This window comes from Armatimonadota bacterium (assembly GCA_029907255.1).
GTDB lineage: Bacteria > Armatimonadota > UBA5829 > DTJY01 > DTJY01 > JAIMAU01.
In genome coordinates, this window is record JARYMF010000015.1 from 37,337 (window position 1) to 55,558 (window position 18,222).

14 protein-coding genes and 1 CRISPR repeat array are annotated in these 18,222 nt (G+C 45.1%); all 14 genes read right to left on the reverse strand.

The window, feature by feature from the left end; translation table 11 throughout:
- Nucleotides 1-1,128 carry a type III-B CRISPR module RAMP protein Cmr6 gene (gene cmr6 / locus QHH26_12065; protein MDH7482691.1) on the reverse strand — a complete coding sequence of 376 codons (1,128 nt, stop codon included), beginning with the start codon at nucleotides 1,126-1,128 and terminating at the stop codon, nucleotides 1-3.
- Entirely contained in the window at nucleotides 1,128-1,499 is a 372-nt protein-coding gene (gene cmr5, locus QHH26_12070; protein MDH7482692.1) for a type III-B CRISPR module-associated protein Cmr5, read from the reverse strand. Before cmr5 ends, cmr6 begins: the two co-directional genes overlap by 1 nt.
- Nucleotides 1,496-2,407 (reverse strand): type III-B CRISPR module RAMP protein Cmr4, encoded by a 912-nt coding sequence (cmr4, locus tag QHH26_12075; GenBank protein ID MDH7482693.1) that lies wholly within the window; start codon nucleotides 2,405-2,407, stop codon nucleotides 1,496-1,498. The genes cmr5 and cmr4 overlap by 4 nt, the downstream gene beginning before the upstream one ends.
- Nucleotides 2,400-3,452 (reverse strand): type III-B CRISPR module-associated protein Cmr3, encoded by a 1,053-nt coding sequence (gene cmr3 / locus QHH26_12080; GenBank protein ID MDH7482694.1) that lies wholly within the window; start codon nucleotides 3,450-3,452, stop codon nucleotides 2,400-2,402. Before cmr3 ends, cmr4 begins: the two co-directional genes overlap by 8 nt.
- Nucleotides 3,452-5,194: a type III-B CRISPR-associated protein Cas10/Cmr2 gene (cas10, locus tag QHH26_12085; protein MDH7482695.1), complete on the reverse strand. Its 1,743-nt coding sequence runs from the start codon at nucleotides 5,192-5,194 to the stop codon at nucleotides 3,452-3,454. The genes cmr3 and cas10 overlap by 1 nt, the downstream gene beginning before the upstream one ends.
- The gene (gene cmr1, locus QHH26_12090) at nucleotides 5,191-6,132 is read right to left on the reverse strand and encodes a type III-B CRISPR module RAMP protein Cmr1 (GenBank protein ID MDH7482696.1); all 942 of its coding nucleotides are present in this window, start codon (nucleotides 6,130-6,132) and stop codon (nucleotides 5,191-5,193) included. The genes cas10 and cmr1 overlap by 4 nt, the downstream gene beginning before the upstream one ends.
- Before the next feature lie 214 nt (nucleotides 6,133-6,346).
- A CRISPR array of direct repeats spans nucleotides 6,347-9,702; the repeat unit is 37 nt; unit sequence CTTTCAGTCCTCTACTTACTGAGGAATAGTCTGCAAC.
- A 349-nt stretch (nucleotides 9,703-10,051) separates the two neighbouring features.
- Nucleotides 10,052-10,663, reverse strand: coding sequence for a CRISPR-associated protein Cas4 (gene cas4 / locus QHH26_12095; GenBank protein ID MDH7482697.1), 612 nt, complete (start codon nucleotides 10,661-10,663; stop codon nucleotides 10,052-10,054).
- On the reverse strand, nucleotides 10,656-10,955 hold the full coding sequence (gene cas2, locus QHH26_12100; protein MDH7482698.1) for a CRISPR-associated endonuclease Cas2: 300 nt from the start codon (nucleotides 10,953-10,955) through the stop codon (nucleotides 10,656-10,658). The genes cas4 and cas2 overlap by 8 nt, the downstream gene beginning before the upstream one ends.
- A gap of 21 nt (nucleotides 10,956-10,976) precedes the next feature.
- A complete protein-coding gene (locus tag QHH26_12105; protein MDH7482699.1) occupies nucleotides 10,977-11,162 on the reverse strand; it encodes a hypothetical protein in 186 nt (61 codons plus the stop codon).
- A 192-nt stretch (nucleotides 11,163-11,354) separates the two neighbouring features.
- Nucleotides 11,355-12,383, reverse strand: coding sequence for a CRISPR-associated endonuclease Cas1 (cas1, locus tag QHH26_12110; protein MDH7482700.1), 1,029 nt, complete (start codon nucleotides 12,381-12,383; stop codon nucleotides 11,355-11,357).
- 39 nt (nucleotides 12,384-12,422) lie between these two features.
- A complete protein-coding gene (locus tag QHH26_12115) occupies nucleotides 12,423-13,133 on the reverse strand; it encodes a hypothetical protein (GenBank protein ID MDH7482701.1) in 711 nt (236 codons plus the stop codon).
- 1 nt (nucleotide 13,134) lies between these two features.
- Nucleotides 13,135-14,058, reverse strand: a complete 924-nt coding sequence (locus tag QHH26_12120; GenBank protein MDH7482702.1) for a DevR family CRISPR-associated autoregulator — start codon at nucleotides 14,056-14,058, stop codon at nucleotides 13,135-13,137.
- On the reverse strand, nucleotides 14,055-15,833 hold the full coding sequence (locus tag QHH26_12125) for a hypothetical protein (protein MDH7482703.1): 1,779 nt from the start codon (nucleotides 15,831-15,833) through the stop codon (nucleotides 14,055-14,057). The genes QHH26_12120 and QHH26_12125 overlap by 4 nt, the downstream gene beginning before the upstream one ends.
- Nucleotides 15,826-18,156 (reverse strand): CRISPR-associated helicase Cas3', encoded by a 2,331-nt coding sequence (gene cas3, locus QHH26_12130; protein MDH7482704.1) that lies wholly within the window; start codon nucleotides 18,154-18,156, stop codon nucleotides 15,826-15,828. The genes QHH26_12125 and cas3 overlap by 8 nt, the downstream gene beginning before the upstream one ends.
- Nucleotides 18,157-18,222 lie beyond the last annotated feature (66 nt).

Here is an 18,222-nt window from a genome sequence, read left to right on the forward strand (position 1 = left end):
TTATCCCACGTCCTCTGAGTTCTCATGTGCTTCAAGGTATTCTCGCACCTTGAGCACCCAGTCTTTACCAGACCACTTCTTATCTTTTAATATGCTAGCTTTTTCCATTTGGTCTTTCAAAGCTCTTGCCACCTTTAATTTCCCAGGACCATCTGGGAGTCGGTCCCACTTATCGAAATAGTTTTTTATTGTGCTCTTTATTTGCGGGAGCGAGATATTGAGGATTCTTTCTACGAGAGCGTTTTCATCAGATTCCGCTGGGGTTCTCTGTGCAGAAGCGGCAGCAGTACTCTTCGAAGCGTCCTGAGTAGGATGGGTTTCAATGAAATAGCCATAGCCAGCGCTGGTTTTCGCACCGGCGCCAAGCTCCATTAACCCGCATTTAAGCCACTCCACGGCTTTGTTTAGGAGCTTCTCTGTTTTTTCATCCAGCGTTCCTCGCCAACCGACGGCAAAGCGGAACTCCGTCCCAGGCGCGACTGTAAGAAAATATATCGGAACCGGATTCTGACAATCGGTTGGCGCCTTTTTTCCCTGGTAGTACTCAGGAAAATGCGGGTTCATGATATCAATATCCAATTTAGGCTCGCGTGAAGGGATTGCATCAAAGAAGATTGCCCCACCACAAAGTGCGTCAGTTTCGTCCTCCCCGCCTTGCGGAGCACAGCCGAATATGGTTCGGAAATCCTCATCATTTTCATTCTTGCCTTCAAACTGAGAAGCATATGCTCGGGCGATGCCCTTAACACTACTCCCAGGTAGAATTGGGAAGCCATATCTGTGGAAAGTAAAGCCGATTTCCAAAGGACCTTTTCGCCCCAAGCCTGTCACAAAACGCCAGTGGGTTTTCATTTCGAACGAAACAGCTCCAGCAGAACGCACTGAGGCTTCCCAACGCGCATTCCAAGCTTTTAGCAATTCATCATCAATCTTCTCGGCAGCCTCGCGAACCTTTTCAAGCTCCTCCTTTTTATTGCCGCGGGATGACTTTTCGTCTTTCGATTCCGTTCCTAAATACCGGATGAAACGGTCGAATATAAGCCCCGGGTTTTGATACTGTTTGTCCTTATGTTTTTTGTAAGCATCAACGCTCTGCTTTGGGATTGGGATACAGATATTATTGCCCATTATTCACCTCCCAATTCAGCTGTAGCAAAACGCTTAACCCAATTTAGAAATGCAATTGCCTCGGCAGTTGCACGGCGGTAATCATTTGTGGTGGCTTCGTTCACAATCCAGTCAAGCAAATCCTTTCCGGGCTGGTTCATCTGGTTCATTACCCACTCGGAGACGTGTTCCCCAAGTTTCTTGTGATGACCACCCTTTTTCGCCCTCCAGAACGCGAGAGTTTGGCCAAGACCATTCGACTGGATATCAGCAGGAGCGCTTTTTGCCAATTGGGCATATTCCTCAGCAATATCACGATCTTTCGCAACTTCTTTTACTTTGCTCCAAGCCCCTTTTGCACGCTCCTGTTCCAAAGATCGCTGTCTGCTCATTTCTGGTCACCTCCTGAAGGCTGATAGAACCTTAGCGCTACCACTCCCTGTCCGGTAGTCTCGTCGCCACCCAATCTGGTGCGTGTGATTTTTAGTTCAGCAAGCTTTTGGAGAACGTCTTTACCACTAAGTCCTATGCTTTCCCTACGAGATTTTGTTGCCATTAGAGGAGCGTAAAGCAGAGAATCTGTAGGGAGACTCTCCGAAGTCCAAAGGGCATTTTTCGCTACTGTTTTCGTATTATCATCGAGCTTTATATGCGTCTGCACTTCGGTGGCATACTTTACAAAATCACGAAAAGCATCCTCCGGCAAAATGCAGAGCTTCTTTGGCAAGCTTTCGCGCCAATACTTGTATTCGTTGCCTTCAGGTAGGGCGTTGCTTTCGAGCCATTTGCCGATTTCATTAACCGTTCCATTATTAACCGGTTCAAAACTGAACTCCTCAAGAACTATACGGTCACCAGCTTTGAGCTCATCACCCGCCACCAAAGCACTATCAGGGTTGGGTTCTTCTGGAAGCTCCAAATTCAATTTAACCCCTACCGCACTTGCATCACGCAAAAAGCGGGCTAAGGCATTAATACTGGTTGTCCATGCGAACACCCCAGCCAGCGAGCGAACAGGGAAAAGCAAAATGCGCGCATCGCCTACTGAAAGTGCGCCTGCATGATCTGAAGCGTTCCCGGTCTCCGGGCCGAATATAGCAAGATGTTCTTCGTTACTCAGTCCACTTTTATTCTTGCACTCATCGCGGAGGCGGCCTTTGATGCTGCTTGCCTGGATTATTGGATAATCCGTTGTACGTTCTCTTTGTATAGGTAAATCTACAGCGCCTAGACTTCTACCACTGCCAGCGTGCAGTGGGGTTTCAACATAGATAAATAACAAGCTTGCTGCTTCAAACATTGTTCCACTCCTTTACAATAATTTGGCCGAAACCTATTTCGGCGCCAAAGTCTGTGATTGCTCCTTGAATTAAGTCGGTTTTCAACCTTGCTTCTCCTTTAGACTCAAAGTAGTAAACACTCCCGGCAGGAACATATCGTCGGGCAGGCTTGTGGGCATTATTTGCCCAGTCATATCCACCGACGCTCTCATAGCGATTTACCGCTGCCGCTTTAAGCTCAACATCTCCCTCGAAAAATTGACTCCAGTCGTTGGGCTTCCATCCAGCATTAAAGTAAGTTGGAGATGCGAAGTAGATTTTGAATAGTCCTGGCAAAGGATTTGGAGGACTGCACCAGCATACATCATCCACTTTAGTAAAGAATGCACCTCTGCCCTCTCCGCCAATGCGCATGATGCCATTATCTGGCCAGTCTCTGTAGCCCGAGACCTCGACCAAAAGGCCTACCCCTTCTTGGGGACGGATAAACTCTACCTCATATAGCTTTCCTTGCTCAGTTGTACGAGTGTAATCGTTTATGTCAATGCCAATTCGCGACTCCCTAACAAATAAATCATGGTCTGCAACGGGTTTAACCTTTTTTCCTTCCAAGCATTGCTTCAAATCGTACTCAGGCAGCCAATTTCCAGTCTCTACCTTTTTAGGCTTCCCGGTTGGTAGAAGAAGGTTAGGTGTTACGTTGCTTGCAATTATGCCATCAGGAATTTTGCAAGGGCTAAGGGACTGCACACCATCTTCTGCGGGGAAAATGTCGGCTGGAACCGGTAGGTACCGCACAATCTTTCCATTATCCTCTTTCTTTGCAAGAAATGGGCCTCGCATTCTTAGATCCTTATAACAATCCACCGTGCCGACTATATCAGAAATAGCTTTAGCATCTTTTAAATTGACATTTTTTATCACTAAATAGTGTGAGCGTATTGCGCCCTGCATAACCGTCGGGTATGGAGGAAAGAAACTCACTGCGCGGTGGTCGCTGCCAGCATCAAATGACCTCCCGTCGCGAAACAGCCAAACATCAACAGGTTCTAGGAAAAGATGCATTATTCTACACCTCCCTGCGCGATAAATTGCGCGAAGACCAACCATCGCCCAAGTTCGGCAAAGCCTTGTGGCTTATTGTTTTCCTTAGGAGTGATTTCGTCTAGAGCATCTATCCATTCATCCATTTTGCTTAATAGGCTATCTTCCTCTTCCTGTGAAAGCATATCGGACTTGTGGCGTTTTATAAGACGCTTGATGCACGCTAAACATGCATCTTTATTTTCTAATCCTGTAACAATCCGAGCCTCATCGAGCACATCGTAAGCAAACTTAGAAGCAAGTTTTTTTTCCTTAAAGCAAGATACGATTAAATTGAACCTCTCTTCCAAACCATCCCATTTGCTGCCTATGCGGACTTCTTCACCGCTGCGCTTCAAAATATGGAGACAAACAGCATTTTTCCCGCGGAGTCTTTTTGCTTCTGCTTCAGCCCTTCGTGCTGCGCTCAAAGAAGCGTCTAGTGGATAAAGGTGGTGCACAATTGCAATTCCTGCAGATGCCGTTACCTCTCCCACGGTTTCGCTAAATTTCTGGGCAAGTTTATTTGCAAGGTGAATAGCTTTTGATAATGGGCACAACAGCAATACATCATCCCCGCCGTTGTATACAAGCCACTTCTTATTCTCAATCAAATCGGGCACAGAGGCAGCGAATTCTGCAAGTCGCCCGCTAAACTTCTTGTGCTCTTCCTCAGGATTTTCGGTCTCAAGAAGTTTATCAATACGCTCACCCATTTTGTCACCATCGAGCATTATAATGGCATAGTATGGCGACGGATAACAGCCTACCTTTCCATAAATCTCCGAAAGCTTTTTCTGAGCTTCCGAAAGTTCCTTTTTATCGAGCTCACTTACTCCATAACTATCCCTAAGACGACCTTCAGCTAGGGTCTCCATATATAGCAGGTCACCATCATATGGCCAATCTTCATCGCTATCCAGGACGGTATATAGATGTTCCTTAAGCAATTTTTCTACTGCCGCCCGATAATCAGCAAGATTTTCACGATGTTGCCGTATAAGCTCCAAGAAATCAGCTGCGGCAACAGTTGAAGTGGAAGGGAAAGACGTTTCAGCAATTTTGCAAAAGCGTTTGACGGCGCCAATTGCATCAAGCCGCTCTCGTCCATCAGGCCTAAGTTTGGCTGGAACAAACTTACTACTAATCTTCTTCCAATATGACAAGGCATTGTCAGATTTTATACGCAATGCAGACCGACGCCCACTCAACGTATCTTTCAATCCGTCCTCCCCGGATCCGTCCTTCCCGGCAGCGTTAAAGTGCCGAGTACGCTTTACAGCATCCAATACTCTTGAGGCTTCGTTAAAGGCATCTTTATACGAGCGATTCTCCAGCGAAGCCGCTGCCCAGTAGACTTCCCATAAATTGTTGATTTGTCGCTCCCATATTTTATTCCATTCATCATCAGGCTTTGGTTCTATTGACTCTAACTTTTTCTTTGCCTCGTCCGCAATCTTCATCCATTCATTCAAAAGGGCTTTATGAGCCTTCTCTGCTATTCCCTTTGCTTTTTCCCAAGGCACAACTGCCACGAGCTTATTTGGAACGTCAGCATCGAGTTTTTGCGGATAGATTAGCCTATCTTCCCCAATTGCTCTTCCAGCTGCCCTTGCCAACTCCACAAGTATTTTGCTACCCGTGAATAAATCTGCCAAGCGCCTTGCTTCCGCTATGAACTGCTGGACCGGACTGAACGTAAATATGATTATTGCATCGCTCATGAGTTCCACCCCTTTACCTTCACAACCTTGCCTTGAAATTTTTCATTCAAGAAATTGCTAATTTTGTCGTAATTAGCCCCTTTAAACGAAGAAGCAAGGACGCAGAAAAGCAAGCCGTATTCATCTTTATTTGTTTTTATTGGCCTAACCCACAGGGGGGAAGCTTGGCGAGAAGCTTGGCGAGATCTAATACCACCGAATGCAGGATCCTTTGGCACATTTTTCATAAACTGTTTTACAGCATCCATTGCAGTTTTCGCTTTTAAATCGCATAGCTGAATCAGTGACATCTTATTTGCACATGGATATTTGGTTGGTCCATTTGGCGGATCTGGAAGAATGTTCTTTCCTGCACTCTCGCAAAGGCATTTAACAGATTTGACCGCGAACTCTACCGTTTCTTTTACGTATTTTTCCCAACCGCAAAATGATTCAGGAAAAGTTGGGACCAACTCTCTGTCGCTCGATTCACAGATGCATAGCGTTCCATATCCTCTCCTAGAACGCAGTCCTATACCTCCAAAAGTAAGAGCCAACCTAAGTGCAGAACACGCCGCGTTCCATATACGGTCATTGTCTTTGCCGGTGAACATAGACAAATCGAAATTTTCTCCAGCTTTAAATGCCTTTCTTGAACCCACTGCTTTCCTTTCTATATGCGGAAGTATCGTAGTATCCTGAAAGTTAAGTTTATTAGAGGTGCAATAAGTTTTAAGGCTTATTGGTGATGCGCACTCCGTACTTCCAAAGACTGCACTTTCAATTTTTTGCAAACCATCAATATCCCCATCGCCAATTACCCCGCCCAGGGCTGCTCGTAGCCAGTAGCGAAATGCACCGCGGAAACTTGGAGGCCGCAGTTCTGGACTCTGTGGCTCGGCTCCCGCTAGCAGCAATGGAGTTACTGCTTGTAATGTAACCCTCAACTCTTTTTTCATATTTCCTCCTTGCTTGCGACAGGCTTACGAAAAGAAGCGTAGCATATTTAGAATAAAAAGGGTTTTCTTTATGATTTGACACCAAGCAATTGGTTTCCTTTTTCCATTTCTAGATGAAGGGCTTGTAGTCGCGTTCGCCTCGAAGGAAGGAAACGACGCGTCGGCACTGCAACTGGTTACGCTTTTCGATAAAGAATGGTTATGGAAATACTACTTTTAAATCCTCTACTTACTGAGGAATAGTCTGCAACTTGGGCGCTGCCAAAGACTAGACCCTCACATCCTTACTTCGTAACTTTCAGTCCTCTACTTACTGAGGAATAGTCTGCAACCAACGAAATTCGCGGTAGTCTTCTGAACGAGCTTACAGACTTTCAGTCCTCTACTTACTGAGGAATAGTCTGCAACTAATATGAGCATACATATTGCCGTCGGACGACCACTCTCGCCTTTCAGTCCTCTACTTACTGAGGAATAGTCTGCAACCTTGTGAGGAGTTTGTTATAAATGTAGGCACGATAGAGACCTTTCAGTCCTCTACTTACTGAGGAATAGTCTGCAACAAATTTGTCTTCTCCGACGACGAGCTTGAGCTGCTGGGCTTTCAGTCCTCTACTTACTGAGGAATAGTCTGCAACATCTAAGAGAAGATTACAAACTATTGGCGAAAGAAATTCTTTCAGTCCTCTACTTACTGAGGAATAGTCTGCAACAACCTGGGGCGGCATTCGCCGCCCCAATATTAAAAAAACTTTCAGTCCTCTACTTACTGAGGAATAGTCTGCAACCAACGAAATTCGCGGTAGTCTTCTGAACGAGCTTACAGACTTTCAGTCCTCTACTTACTGAGGAATAGTCTGCAACTAATATGAGCATACATATTGCCGTCGGACGACCACTCTCGCCTTTCAGTCCTCTACTTACTGAGGAATAGTCTGCAACCTTGTGAGGAGTTTGTTATAAATGTAGGCACGATAGAGACCTTTCAGTCCTCTACTTACTGAGGAATAGTCTGCAACAAAAAGAATGAAGAAGGTTGATCAAAATCGTTGGGCTTTCAGTCCTCTACTTACTGAGGAATAGTCTGCAACAAAGATGGCTATAGCTAACTAACTTGCGCTTGGCACATTCTTTCAGTCCTCTACTTACTGAGGAATAGTCTGCAACTCCGTCAACCAAGCGATATAATGTATAGGTTATACCACCTTTCAGTCCTCTACTTACTGAGGAATAGTCTGCAACATCGTTGTTTGGGCTGCGCAAATGCAGGTCAAGGTCTTTCAGTCCTCTACTTACTGAGGAATAGTCTGCAACATGATGAACTTATTATAAATGTTGGCACGGTAGAAACCTTTCAGTCCTCTACTTACTGAGGAATAGTCTGCAACTTGGGAAGAATTTATTGTAAGTGTCGGCACGATAGAAACCTTTCAGTCCTCTACTTACTGAGGAATAGTCTGCAACTTGGGCGCTGCCAAAGACTAGACCCTCACATCCTTACTTCGTAACTTTCAGTCCTCTACTTACTGAGGAATAGTCTGCAACAATCTCCGTAATGAGCGCCCAGACGAACTAATCGCCCTTTCAGTCCTCTACTTACTGAGGAATAGTCTGCAACTCGGCTTAAGCCCGCGGTTTGTCCGCAAGAATACCGACTTTCAGTCCTCTACTTACTGAGGAATAGTCTGCAACACGGAAGGCTCTTGCTGCATGTTCATGACTGGAGTAAGCTTTCAGTCCTCTACTTACTGAGGAATAGTCTGCAACTATATATCACACTTGGCCGCTCAACGTTCATCCGGTTACTTTCAGTCCTCTACTTACTGAGGAATAGTCTGCAACACTTTTTTCACCCCCCTCTCATGTTTTTTTGTGTGTCTTTCAGTCCTCTACTTACTGAGGAATAGTCTGCAACCTGTCGAGGTAGTGATTGGTGGCAAAACATATCAAGCCTTTCAGTCCTCTACTTACTGAGGAATAGTCTGCAACACGGCATAATGCAGTCCACGGGCTACTTCTCGCTTTCCCTTTCAGTCCTCTACTTACTCAGGAATAGTCTGCAACAATGCGCGCGGGAATGGCTGACTGAATTCGAATCTTCGTTCTTTCAGTCCTCTACTTACTGAGGAATAGTCTGCAACTTATCAAGTTAAGATTTAGTATTTAGAATGTTTGGTCGAATCTTTCAGTCCTCTACTTACTGAGGAATAGTCTGCAACTATCGCTTAGCCGACGGAAGGCTGCTACTCCATGTGAACTTTCAGTCCTCTACTTACTGAGGAATAGTCTGCAACATGAAAACTATACGGCGGACAACAAGGGCAATTGGACTTTCAGTCCTCTACTTACTGAGGAATAGTCTGCAACTGCTTTGGGCAACCTGGATTTGCTTTAGGCTCCTCAACTTTCAGTCCTCTACTTACTGAGGAATAGTCTGCAACTTAAGAATCTGCTCGCTTTGCAGGCGAGTGATTGGTTCTTTCAGTCCTCTACTTACTGAGGAATAGTCTGCAACTAAAAGCAAGCGGCCATCCTCAAGCTTGTACAAAGTGTACTTTCAGTCCTCTACTTACTGAGGAATAGTCTGCAACGTAATGATATTCGACCCGGCCGGACGATTAAAATAGCTTTCAGTCCTCTACTTACTGAGGAATAGTCTGCAACAGTAGCTGCTGGGCGTGTTGCAAAATTCGTTTTCGAGTACTTTCAGTCCTCTACTTACTGAGGAATAGTCTGCAACAACCGTTTAAGACGCTCAAGCGTGCCCAAAACATCAGTCTTTCAGTCCTCTACTTACTGAGGAATAGTCTGCAACCCATTCATCAGGCTTGACATCGTCAAAAAAGCATCGCTTTCAGTCCTCTACTTACTGAGGAATAGTCTGCAACTCAATAAGGCGGTATAACGTGTAAGTTATACCGCGCGTGTCTTTCAGTCCTCTACTTACTGAGGAATAGTCTGCAACTTGGAGCATGTTAAGGCTCATCCTGATGAACCCTGTGCTTTCAGTCCTCTACTTACTGAGGAATAGTCTGCAACTGAATGCCACGAAGATTAGCTGTAAGCTCCTAATTGCGCTTTCAGTCCTCTACTTACTGAGGAATAGTCTGCAACTAATTCCCATATCCGAAAAAGTTTCTAATTCCCATATCCGCTTTCAGTCCTCTACTTACTGAGGAATAGTCTGCAACAATTTTTTTTCAAGTCGTCCTCAGTGACGACTTTCAGGTCTTTCAGTCCTCTACTTACTGAGGAATAGTCTGCAACAGCAACAAAGAACAGCCTGCAGGAAAACAGCATTAAGGACTTTCAGTCCTCTACTTACTGAGGAATAGTCTGCAACCGGCGGCAAGGAGGCAGTTGAGCAGGGAGTGCTGTTGCTTTCAGTCCTCTACTTACTGAGGAATAGTCTGCAACTCGAGATTTGAGGTGGCGATGCTTCTAGCTAGCATGCTTTCTTTCAGTCCTCTACTTACTGAGGAATAGTCTGCAACCTGCTGAGGATCTGGCTGGTGCATCCTTGGAGCCACCGCCTTTCAGTCCTCTACTTACTGAGGAATAGTCTGCAACCCGACCGCTTACTGCATTTTACCACAATAAAATACCAAATTCAAGGCATTTGAGCGCCCTAAAACCATGCAAACCCTTCGATTTCGCATTTTCGCAAATCGTTTTTCAGTCAATTTTTGCCCTCTATCTTCGAAAATTCGGCCGTTGGACGCCAAAAATTTTTAGTCCCGCTATCCGGAAATACATCAAATAATGAAACCCTTGTCAACTTTTCCAACAAAGGGTGTCTATACATTGAATATATCATTAACATTTAGTAGTTAAAACCGCTTGCATGCCTCCTTAATTTCCTATTTTTCGAAGATACACTGGGTTTTCGTGCAGATATACCCATCTTCGAAAATGGCTTTTAAAACCTATCGCCACAGAAATTTAAAAATTCGCAGTCAATGCACTTGCCTTTTTGTGCTGGCGGCTGCGGCATTGTTTCCTTAGCTATCATCTCCCGAATTTCGCGCACTACCCGGCAAACTTCTGCCTTCAGCTCTTCATTAATTGCTATTGAGTATACCTTGTTGTCGGGAATTTGATATATAAACCCCTTTTGCACCCGGCAGGAGTATTCGCTTTCAATCAGCAAGGCATAACCAGCAAGCTGATACTTATGATTGGCGAATACTCCGCGGGTTGTATCTTTGAAATCTACAGGATAGTAATCCGAGCCTGCTATTAGAAGGAGGTCTAATACTCCTGTTAAGCCCAGCTTTTGAGATTTGAGCGCCACATGGAACAATCGCTTCCCTTCGATTATGCCGTATTCGCGCAGTTTTCGGCGACGCTCGAGCGCAGAAATAACCTCGTGTTTATCCAAGCCGACCTTCATTTTTGTTGTTACCTTTCTGCGCACCGGCATTACATAGGTGAAGTAGACTACCCTTGGGCAATACAGCCACTGCTTTATATCGCTTACCCGCACCAAGAACTGGCTTTGTGTATTTTCTTGCGCAACCAATTCATTCATTGGATTTTGCCCTGCGAGTTTTTGATTTTGGCAGGCTGTCGTCATCTTTTTTATTTATAAGCTGTTTGCGGTGCTTCAGGCATTTCTCGCAGACAGGGAAGATTTGCACATTTCCCTCTTTATTGCCCATATGGCGCTTTATTTTCAGCAGGAGCTCTTCGCATCTATTGGCGGTCATGTCGCCGAGAAACGCAGACAGCTGGATTCGCTCGAGTGCGTAGTCGAGGCACACGTCAGCGATTTTGTTTCGCAGTTTATTGCTCGGCACATCGTAAATGACTAGGGTTTGCATTATGCGCAGACCTCGTTAAATCTACTTTACTGTTATTTTCACACTGCCACAGCCCTTGGACTTGTACCCGCCAAGGATATCAATGGATTCCAACAGCTCCTTCAAGAAGGATATTAGGCATTTGGCGGACTTAATTTCTTCATCCGTCCATATTTCTTTATCAAACAATGCATCAAGACCGGCATCGCCTTGTGATTCCGTAGGCATTTCGGCTAAGACACCGCCCATCCCTTTTTATCACATTCATTTAGGCTGTTCTTGTGGCCATGGAACCTTATTACTAGCCAATGTCTCTCACATCTGAGCAGTTTTCCTTCATCATTTAGTTCTGGAATCGTTCTAGATGTCTCCTATTTATAGCTTGTTTGTTATTTTCGACACCAAGCAATGGGTTTCCTTTTACCATTTCGAGATGAAGGGCTTGTAGTCGCGTTCACCCCGAAGGTAGGAAGCGACGCGTCGGCACTGCAACTGAATTACGCTTTTCAGCTCCCACTTTTTGCCTTCGTAGCTAACCTTGTCCTCCAAGCGCGCTAGAATGCGCTTTGCGATTTCCCTTCTCGAGGCATCGGAAAGTCGGGCATCTTCATCATCGTCGGCGGCTTCCATTTCAATTTTGAAGCCTTTTCTGATTGCGGCAATAAGCGGCTGGTCTACAATTGGCTGGCGAAACTCCTCCACCATGTCCAAGACTAGGCTCGGCTTGCCTGGCCTGTCAGCGTGAATGAATCCGGCAAACGGCTCTAAGCCCGCCAATGTAATTGCCGACCATACCTGGCTATAGATTATTCCATAGCCGTAGTTTAGCATAGCATTCACGGCGTCGGCGGCTCCTCGATGTTTACGTTTGGTGAAAACCGCCCTATCGCCCAGGATTAGCTTTACTCCTTCCCAATACGCGGCGCCCGCCCTGCCTTCTAGGTTTAGAATGGTCTCGCGTGCGCCGTCAGCATTTTCCGCATAGACATTCGACAGCTCGTCTCTGAGTTTAATGATCTGGTTGGCACATTTAGAAATAGCTTTAAACCCGGCAGAATCAGTCTGCTTGCGATATTTGGCAAAATACCGAAGCAAGTTCGCTTGGTTTACCAGTTTTCCATAAGCAAATGCCTTTGCCAATTCGACACTGCGCGAATCGTTTAGCGCGGCAATTTGCTCTCGGCGCGTAATGATAGTAGCGGTAAGGTCGGGAGAGACGACCTTTGCGTATGGTTTGCCGGAATAGGTAAGTAGAGTGATAGGTATGCCGCGCTCACAGCATTCATAGATGAGGTCGCACGATATGGAAACGCCCGGGCAGGCGACGAGGACCTGCTCGAGGTTGATAAGCGGATGCTCCTCGATGGTCTCGCCGCCTTTCCGTATGACCAGCCTTTCGGAATGCTTCCCAAGAAAGACCCCAAATTCGAAGATGGTGAGTATGGACATCTTGAACAGACTTTATTTTTTAGACTTATCAGCTTTATTTTATTGAGCGAATTGGGCAGAATACTGGACAAATCCCGGGCCACAATTCGAGATAGTTACAGGAACGAGCGTATCTACGCGAATTCTATGTTCTCCAAGCTTTGGCTTGAATTTTTGTTCATATGAATTAAGATACTCAAATTTGGCTTTAGGGCCAAAGTCATCAAGCGGAATAATACGCGATCGTTCGGCTAGCTTCTCTCCAAGGCTTTCAGTTACAGGCAAGGTGAACTCTGAACCGAGGCTCTCGGCCCACTCAGACTGAACAAACTGCAACATTGAGCCACGTTTCCCTATATAATGAACAAAGGGAGCTAGGCATAATATATCGTTAGCTAGTTCGCTATTGTCCTGTAGGTTAAGAGCCCATATCCAATGCCCCTGGACATATACTACTTCCCGGTACGCTATAGAAGAAATATATGGGTTCTCACTTTCCCGGTCTTTGCCTTCTTGCCGTATCTTTTGAATCGTCTGAGTAACAACTGATTCAACAGCAGGCTTTATGCGCACCCAAACTTTTGCCAAATCTTCTACCAACTGCCTGCATTTGCTTTCTTCCCAACCAGCTCTGAAAGCAGCATCAACAAAAGCCATTTTGATAGCATATGGTGTTGGAATGACAAGTGAACGACCAACAGTGCTGGTGGCGATGCTTGATTTAAGCGAAAACAATGTTGTTGGCTGATAGTGAAGCAACAACCAAGCCATCTCACTCAATCCCCTTATTTATTTCATTCAGAATTTCTAGGGCTCCTGATAGTGAATCGAATTTACGAATCTCTATAGAAACCCCTGATAACTCGCTTAATTTTTCGGCGATTTTTTCAATCTCTTCTCGGTAGCCGTTATTCAACGGACTGATTGTAGGAGCAGGTACGGATGTAGTAGATATAGCAATAATTCCCTCTGCTCCAATCACATGTGGAAACTGTGTATTTCTCTGTGCACCTTTTGGAGCGCTTAGGGTACATCCAAGCGCTTGAATTGCTGCACGCATGCGTGCCTTTTTATCAGCCTCAGGGATGACGTCTTTACGAGAAATATCGTTCCGTCCAATCCTAGATAGTTCCAGATGCGCTACCAATGCATAAATGCCTGAGGAAGCAGGACGATGGAAAATGGCTTGCGTGCCCGCAACCGACTCAGTGCCGGTGCCTGACCCACGCGAAGGGTCATACTTAACATGGAAATACTGCTCTGTGCTGGTGTATTCGGGTATTCCAACTACCCAACCGAATTCAACAATGCTTTTCCTCGCAACAGCTTTCTCTGCGTAGAGCGTTCCAGCTATATCTGTTACTGCGCAGTTAGAAATCATAAGGTCTTGAATCTCTTTTGCATCCTTTGCCCCAGCTTGTTTTCTGAAATTTTCATCCAATAGTATCCTATCAGGATGAAGAGCAGCAGCATTTGGGCATACATTCTGCTTAGCAGCGATAAGAAGTGGCGTCAGATGCTCAACCATGATGTGTTTGAACATATCGCCGCTGATAGCATTAACCACATGCTTTCTGCCAGCGTCGTCCAAAATGTGAACCATTCGAGTCTGCTGTTGATTACCCTCAGTTCCTTCGTTGTTAAGATTATGCAGGTTTAGTTTGACTCTTGCGCAAAGTGAAAGTGAACTAATCATTCTGTTTCTACCTCCTCAATTTCCGATATTTCTGATTCCAACAACTCTTCCTCCTCTTGCCTGATTTCTTCAGCCTCGGCCGCAGGCTCTCGACAAGTTCCATAGGCGCATAGAAGAGCACCAATTAATGCTGGGTTGTCTGTCTCATCAATTAGTGCGGCAACACCTTCTAAGTCCTCTGTCGTTATATTTGAAGGTGCAGCTTTTAGGGATTCCTTATTCTCACGACGGCGGGCATTCTCGCTGTTGTATTGGGTGACAAAAATTGCCAATGCCTCAATCAATTCTTCCTTCACAAAGCGTTTTCGGTTCAACTCTGCAACAAGCCCGTAGCGTATCTCACGCCAAGGTTTTTTCCCCATTGCCTTCTGCGCTTGTGCACTTACGGTTGATTTTCGAATTGCCTTAGCGATAGATTGGAAGTGGGGGTTTTTAAGAATTGCAGAAATGTTTGGTGCCATAGATTCTACCATCCTTTCTAGTGTTGATGTAGTAAACCGCGGCATTCGCCGACGCCGTGGGTCGTTTGTAGCGCTCATCCAGTAAGCACCGTAATTACTGATGAAGCATATTAGCTCCGTGAAAGCTTCAGTGTCCCTAATCTGCAGAAACTTCCTGTATTGTTGAAGTAAGGAGATTTCTTCGCTGTTGGACTCATCTAGATTGCGTAGAATATTTTGATGCTCCTCGATAATACTGCGCCAGCTATCAGCATCTTCCTTGGACTTGATTGGAAACCAACCAGGTACTGCAACAAAAGACAGCTCGGTCACGTTCTTTCCAAATTGACTAGTTTTTAAGTAGTGAGTGATGTGCAAACCCGAAATTAGATCTGCCGGCGAATAATTGCTTATGAAGAGCTTTGCAAAGTTGGGCTGTTCTGAACTTGCATACTCAGAATGCTCGATAAGAAGAGCAGCAACACGCAAAGACGCAAGTACATCTAGCTTCAGCTTTTTACTCTTAAAAAATTTACTGCTTCGAAGCTTCTGCACTATTAGCTCGAAGGCAGTAAGGGAGATATCTTTGGGAATCGGAGTTAATAATCTTAAATTCTGCTTCTCATCTTGATAAGGTACAGCTGCGGAGAAATAGCCTCCATATCGAAAATATTGGAATATCTCGTTGTCGCCTGTGTCGGCAATCTTAGGATTATGCCGATTCGTGCCTGAAGGCTTTATTCCATAAGATCCTTTTGCTATCAGCGGATTCATTAATTGATTGCCGCTTGCGCCTAGGTTTACATTCGGGATTGCTCCCGCCGGGTTTTGCATTCCTTTTAACGCTAGCTGAAGTTCTTGTGGCCAATTTGATTGCTTGCTATGCGTGTATTCCAGCGCTTTGTTAGCTCCCGTGTCAGCCTGCATGGTACTAAAGAATCTATACAAGCGATATTCAGGATCAGGAGCGTATTCCTCAAGCTTCTGCTGTATATCAGGATCATTACGTAAATTGGGGTTTCTTTTTCTTTCCGCTTCCAACTTATTTCTCTGTTCTTCCTTTCTCTGTTCAAGCTCTTTTGCCTCTACTAGGTTGTAAAAAGGGATTTCAGCTGGCGCATTAACCTTCCCATTGACCAAATAGCGATAGATACTCTTTCTAGACAGTTTACTGTAATTTTGATTTTGAGAATCCATCGCTTCTACAATAAAGTAATCACCTTCCATTCTTATGTGAGCTGGGTGTTCTTCTGAATCAAGCAACTTTGCTAGGCCAACTGCTGCGAACACATCGCCCTGTGTCTCTGTTTTTCTCTGAACATAATATTTACTCATTAGAACCTCCTTCTGCGGTGGCTTCCCGATCGCTTAGCCGAAGCATTCTGATGATAAAGCTAGTGAGAGGCCATTGGCATCGAATCCGATTGGCATCAGTGGCGCTTTTATTTAATGCTCTGACGAATTCTGTAAAGTCCGACCGCTTAAAGTTCACGTTCACATCGCCAAAAACAGCTTTGATTGCATTTTGGGCACTTCCACAAAGATTCTGGATTTTTGGATCTGGGTAAACCCAGCCGCCGTGGTGTGAAGCAATTGCGGTTATTACAGCGAGGCAAAGTTCTTCTGGCCAATCCTCGTGCAATGAACAAAGTAACTGATAAGCTATGTACGCGCTTTGCAGTGCATGTCGCGGCTTGGTTGTTTTAGCAACACCAGAACCCGATGTATGGGCTAAAGCGCCTTGCGGTTTATACATAGGATCACAAGAGCACTCTATTTCATTTGCCCAAGACTGCCAGCCTTCTTGAAGTTTGCCTAGGTCATGCGCTTTAGCCGCAAAGTCTACTGCTTCCTTTAGTACTCCAGCCTCTATTTCATAGCAATTTCTTAATCCATGGACAAGCAGACCATTCGTATCTCCAAAACCTCCTTTAAATGGTGGTCTTTTTTCAATGTACTCAGCAACTCGCTTAGCATGGTCAGCCCATAGTTCCCTCCCAGGTGGAGCATATCCAGGACGCTCTGGGGGCGAAGCATAAGGGCTAATATGATTACCAGGCTCTCCCAAAATCAGTCCCCATTCTGGGCTATAATTTGCTAATTCTGGCGAAACAAGAAAATGAAATCCAACAGCTTCCGTACCTTGCTCCACCTTCTTCCAAAAACCGTTACCTTCATCATCATACGTCCATACTTTCAATCCTGAATGGGGAAACCTCCGAACAAACGAGCGCAGAGTATCAAGACTAACGCGGACCCCCTGGCGTTCTGAGGGATGAAAGTTGTCATTGCGTTCGATAATCATATTAACCGAAAGGTCAGCATCCCGAATGTAATGACCGATTCCTTCGTTAATTTTGCAAAAATTGTGTTTGATTATCTCATTTCCTAATTCACGTAATCTTTCATCTAAACCCATAGCAAGAGCCTGCTTATCCTGAATTTTATGGACACAATCGACAAGACTAAGCGAACTCTCAAAACTTAAACTCTCTATCTCGCCTAAGGCTTTATGCGTACCGCTTAGTGTATTGTCACAACAACTTGGGGTTCCATAGGGCAACCAGTTTCTCTCCTCCTCTGGCAGTTGGTATACATTCACCTCACCATCCCCACCGTATCTGGCACAGCGACCAGCACGCTGTACAATAGAGTTCGCAGGCGCTAGCTCTGTCATCAAATAATCAGCAGATATATCAAGTCCTACTTCCACAACCTGAGTTGCAATAACAATAGCATCCTGGGAAGGAGAGTGCTTACCCATTATTTCTAGAATTCGCTGCCTTTGAACATCGCGGTCGCATTCCAAAAAACGAGAATGCAAACAGATTAAAGGTGTGCTTTTGCTTACTTTTTCAGCTAAATTAAGGTAAAGCGACTGAGCACGCTTAACTTGATTGACAACCACAAGACGTTTTCCACTACATGCCATTATTTCGTCTACCGAAATGGGTCGGTCATGAAGTTTAACGGTTTTTTTCACTAAAAGTGCGGGTATTCGCTGTTTGTCTCTTTCGCTTAGCTCCACATTAACTGCTTCAAGTTTTTCGATTATCATTTCACACAGCGGCTCAGTTGCTGTAGCCGTCATCCAAACACTTTGACAAAGACCTTTCAACATTCTACAGCAAGCAATCGCTGTCATGAACGCTTTTCCTGGGGGCATTAGATGAAACTCATCGAATACCACAAGACAGCCGTGCAGTGCCGCTGAATTAACGTTATGAAGAGACGGTCCAAGTGAGTATGGACGCCCAAGCAAACCGCTTAATACCTGATCAAAAGTCGTTACAATTATTCGACCCCTGTCAAGAAAAGGATCTTCCGAAGTAACTCCCGTCTGAACTGTCACATCCGTGGCTTGCCAACCATCTAATTTTGGTAGTTTTTCGCGCAGTAAAGCAGCAATGCTGTCAATCAGTGTTCTAACAGGCAGAACGTAGATAAGCCGATGGGGAGGGTTTTCCCATCCATTCGATATTAGAAATGGGATAACGGCGCTCCACGTTTTCCCGCATCCTGTTGGCACCCTGAGGAGGACATTCTTTCCGTCAAACAAATGCCTTGCTACTTCGACCTGATAATCATATGCCGAAATATCTTCAGCCCCTTCAAGGTTACGAAGACATCTATTGATATTTTCTACTTTGTAATCCATAGGACTTTTTCTCATAAAAATTAATTACGAATGTGTTTCATTAATCTACTTCCTTAGCAAACAGTT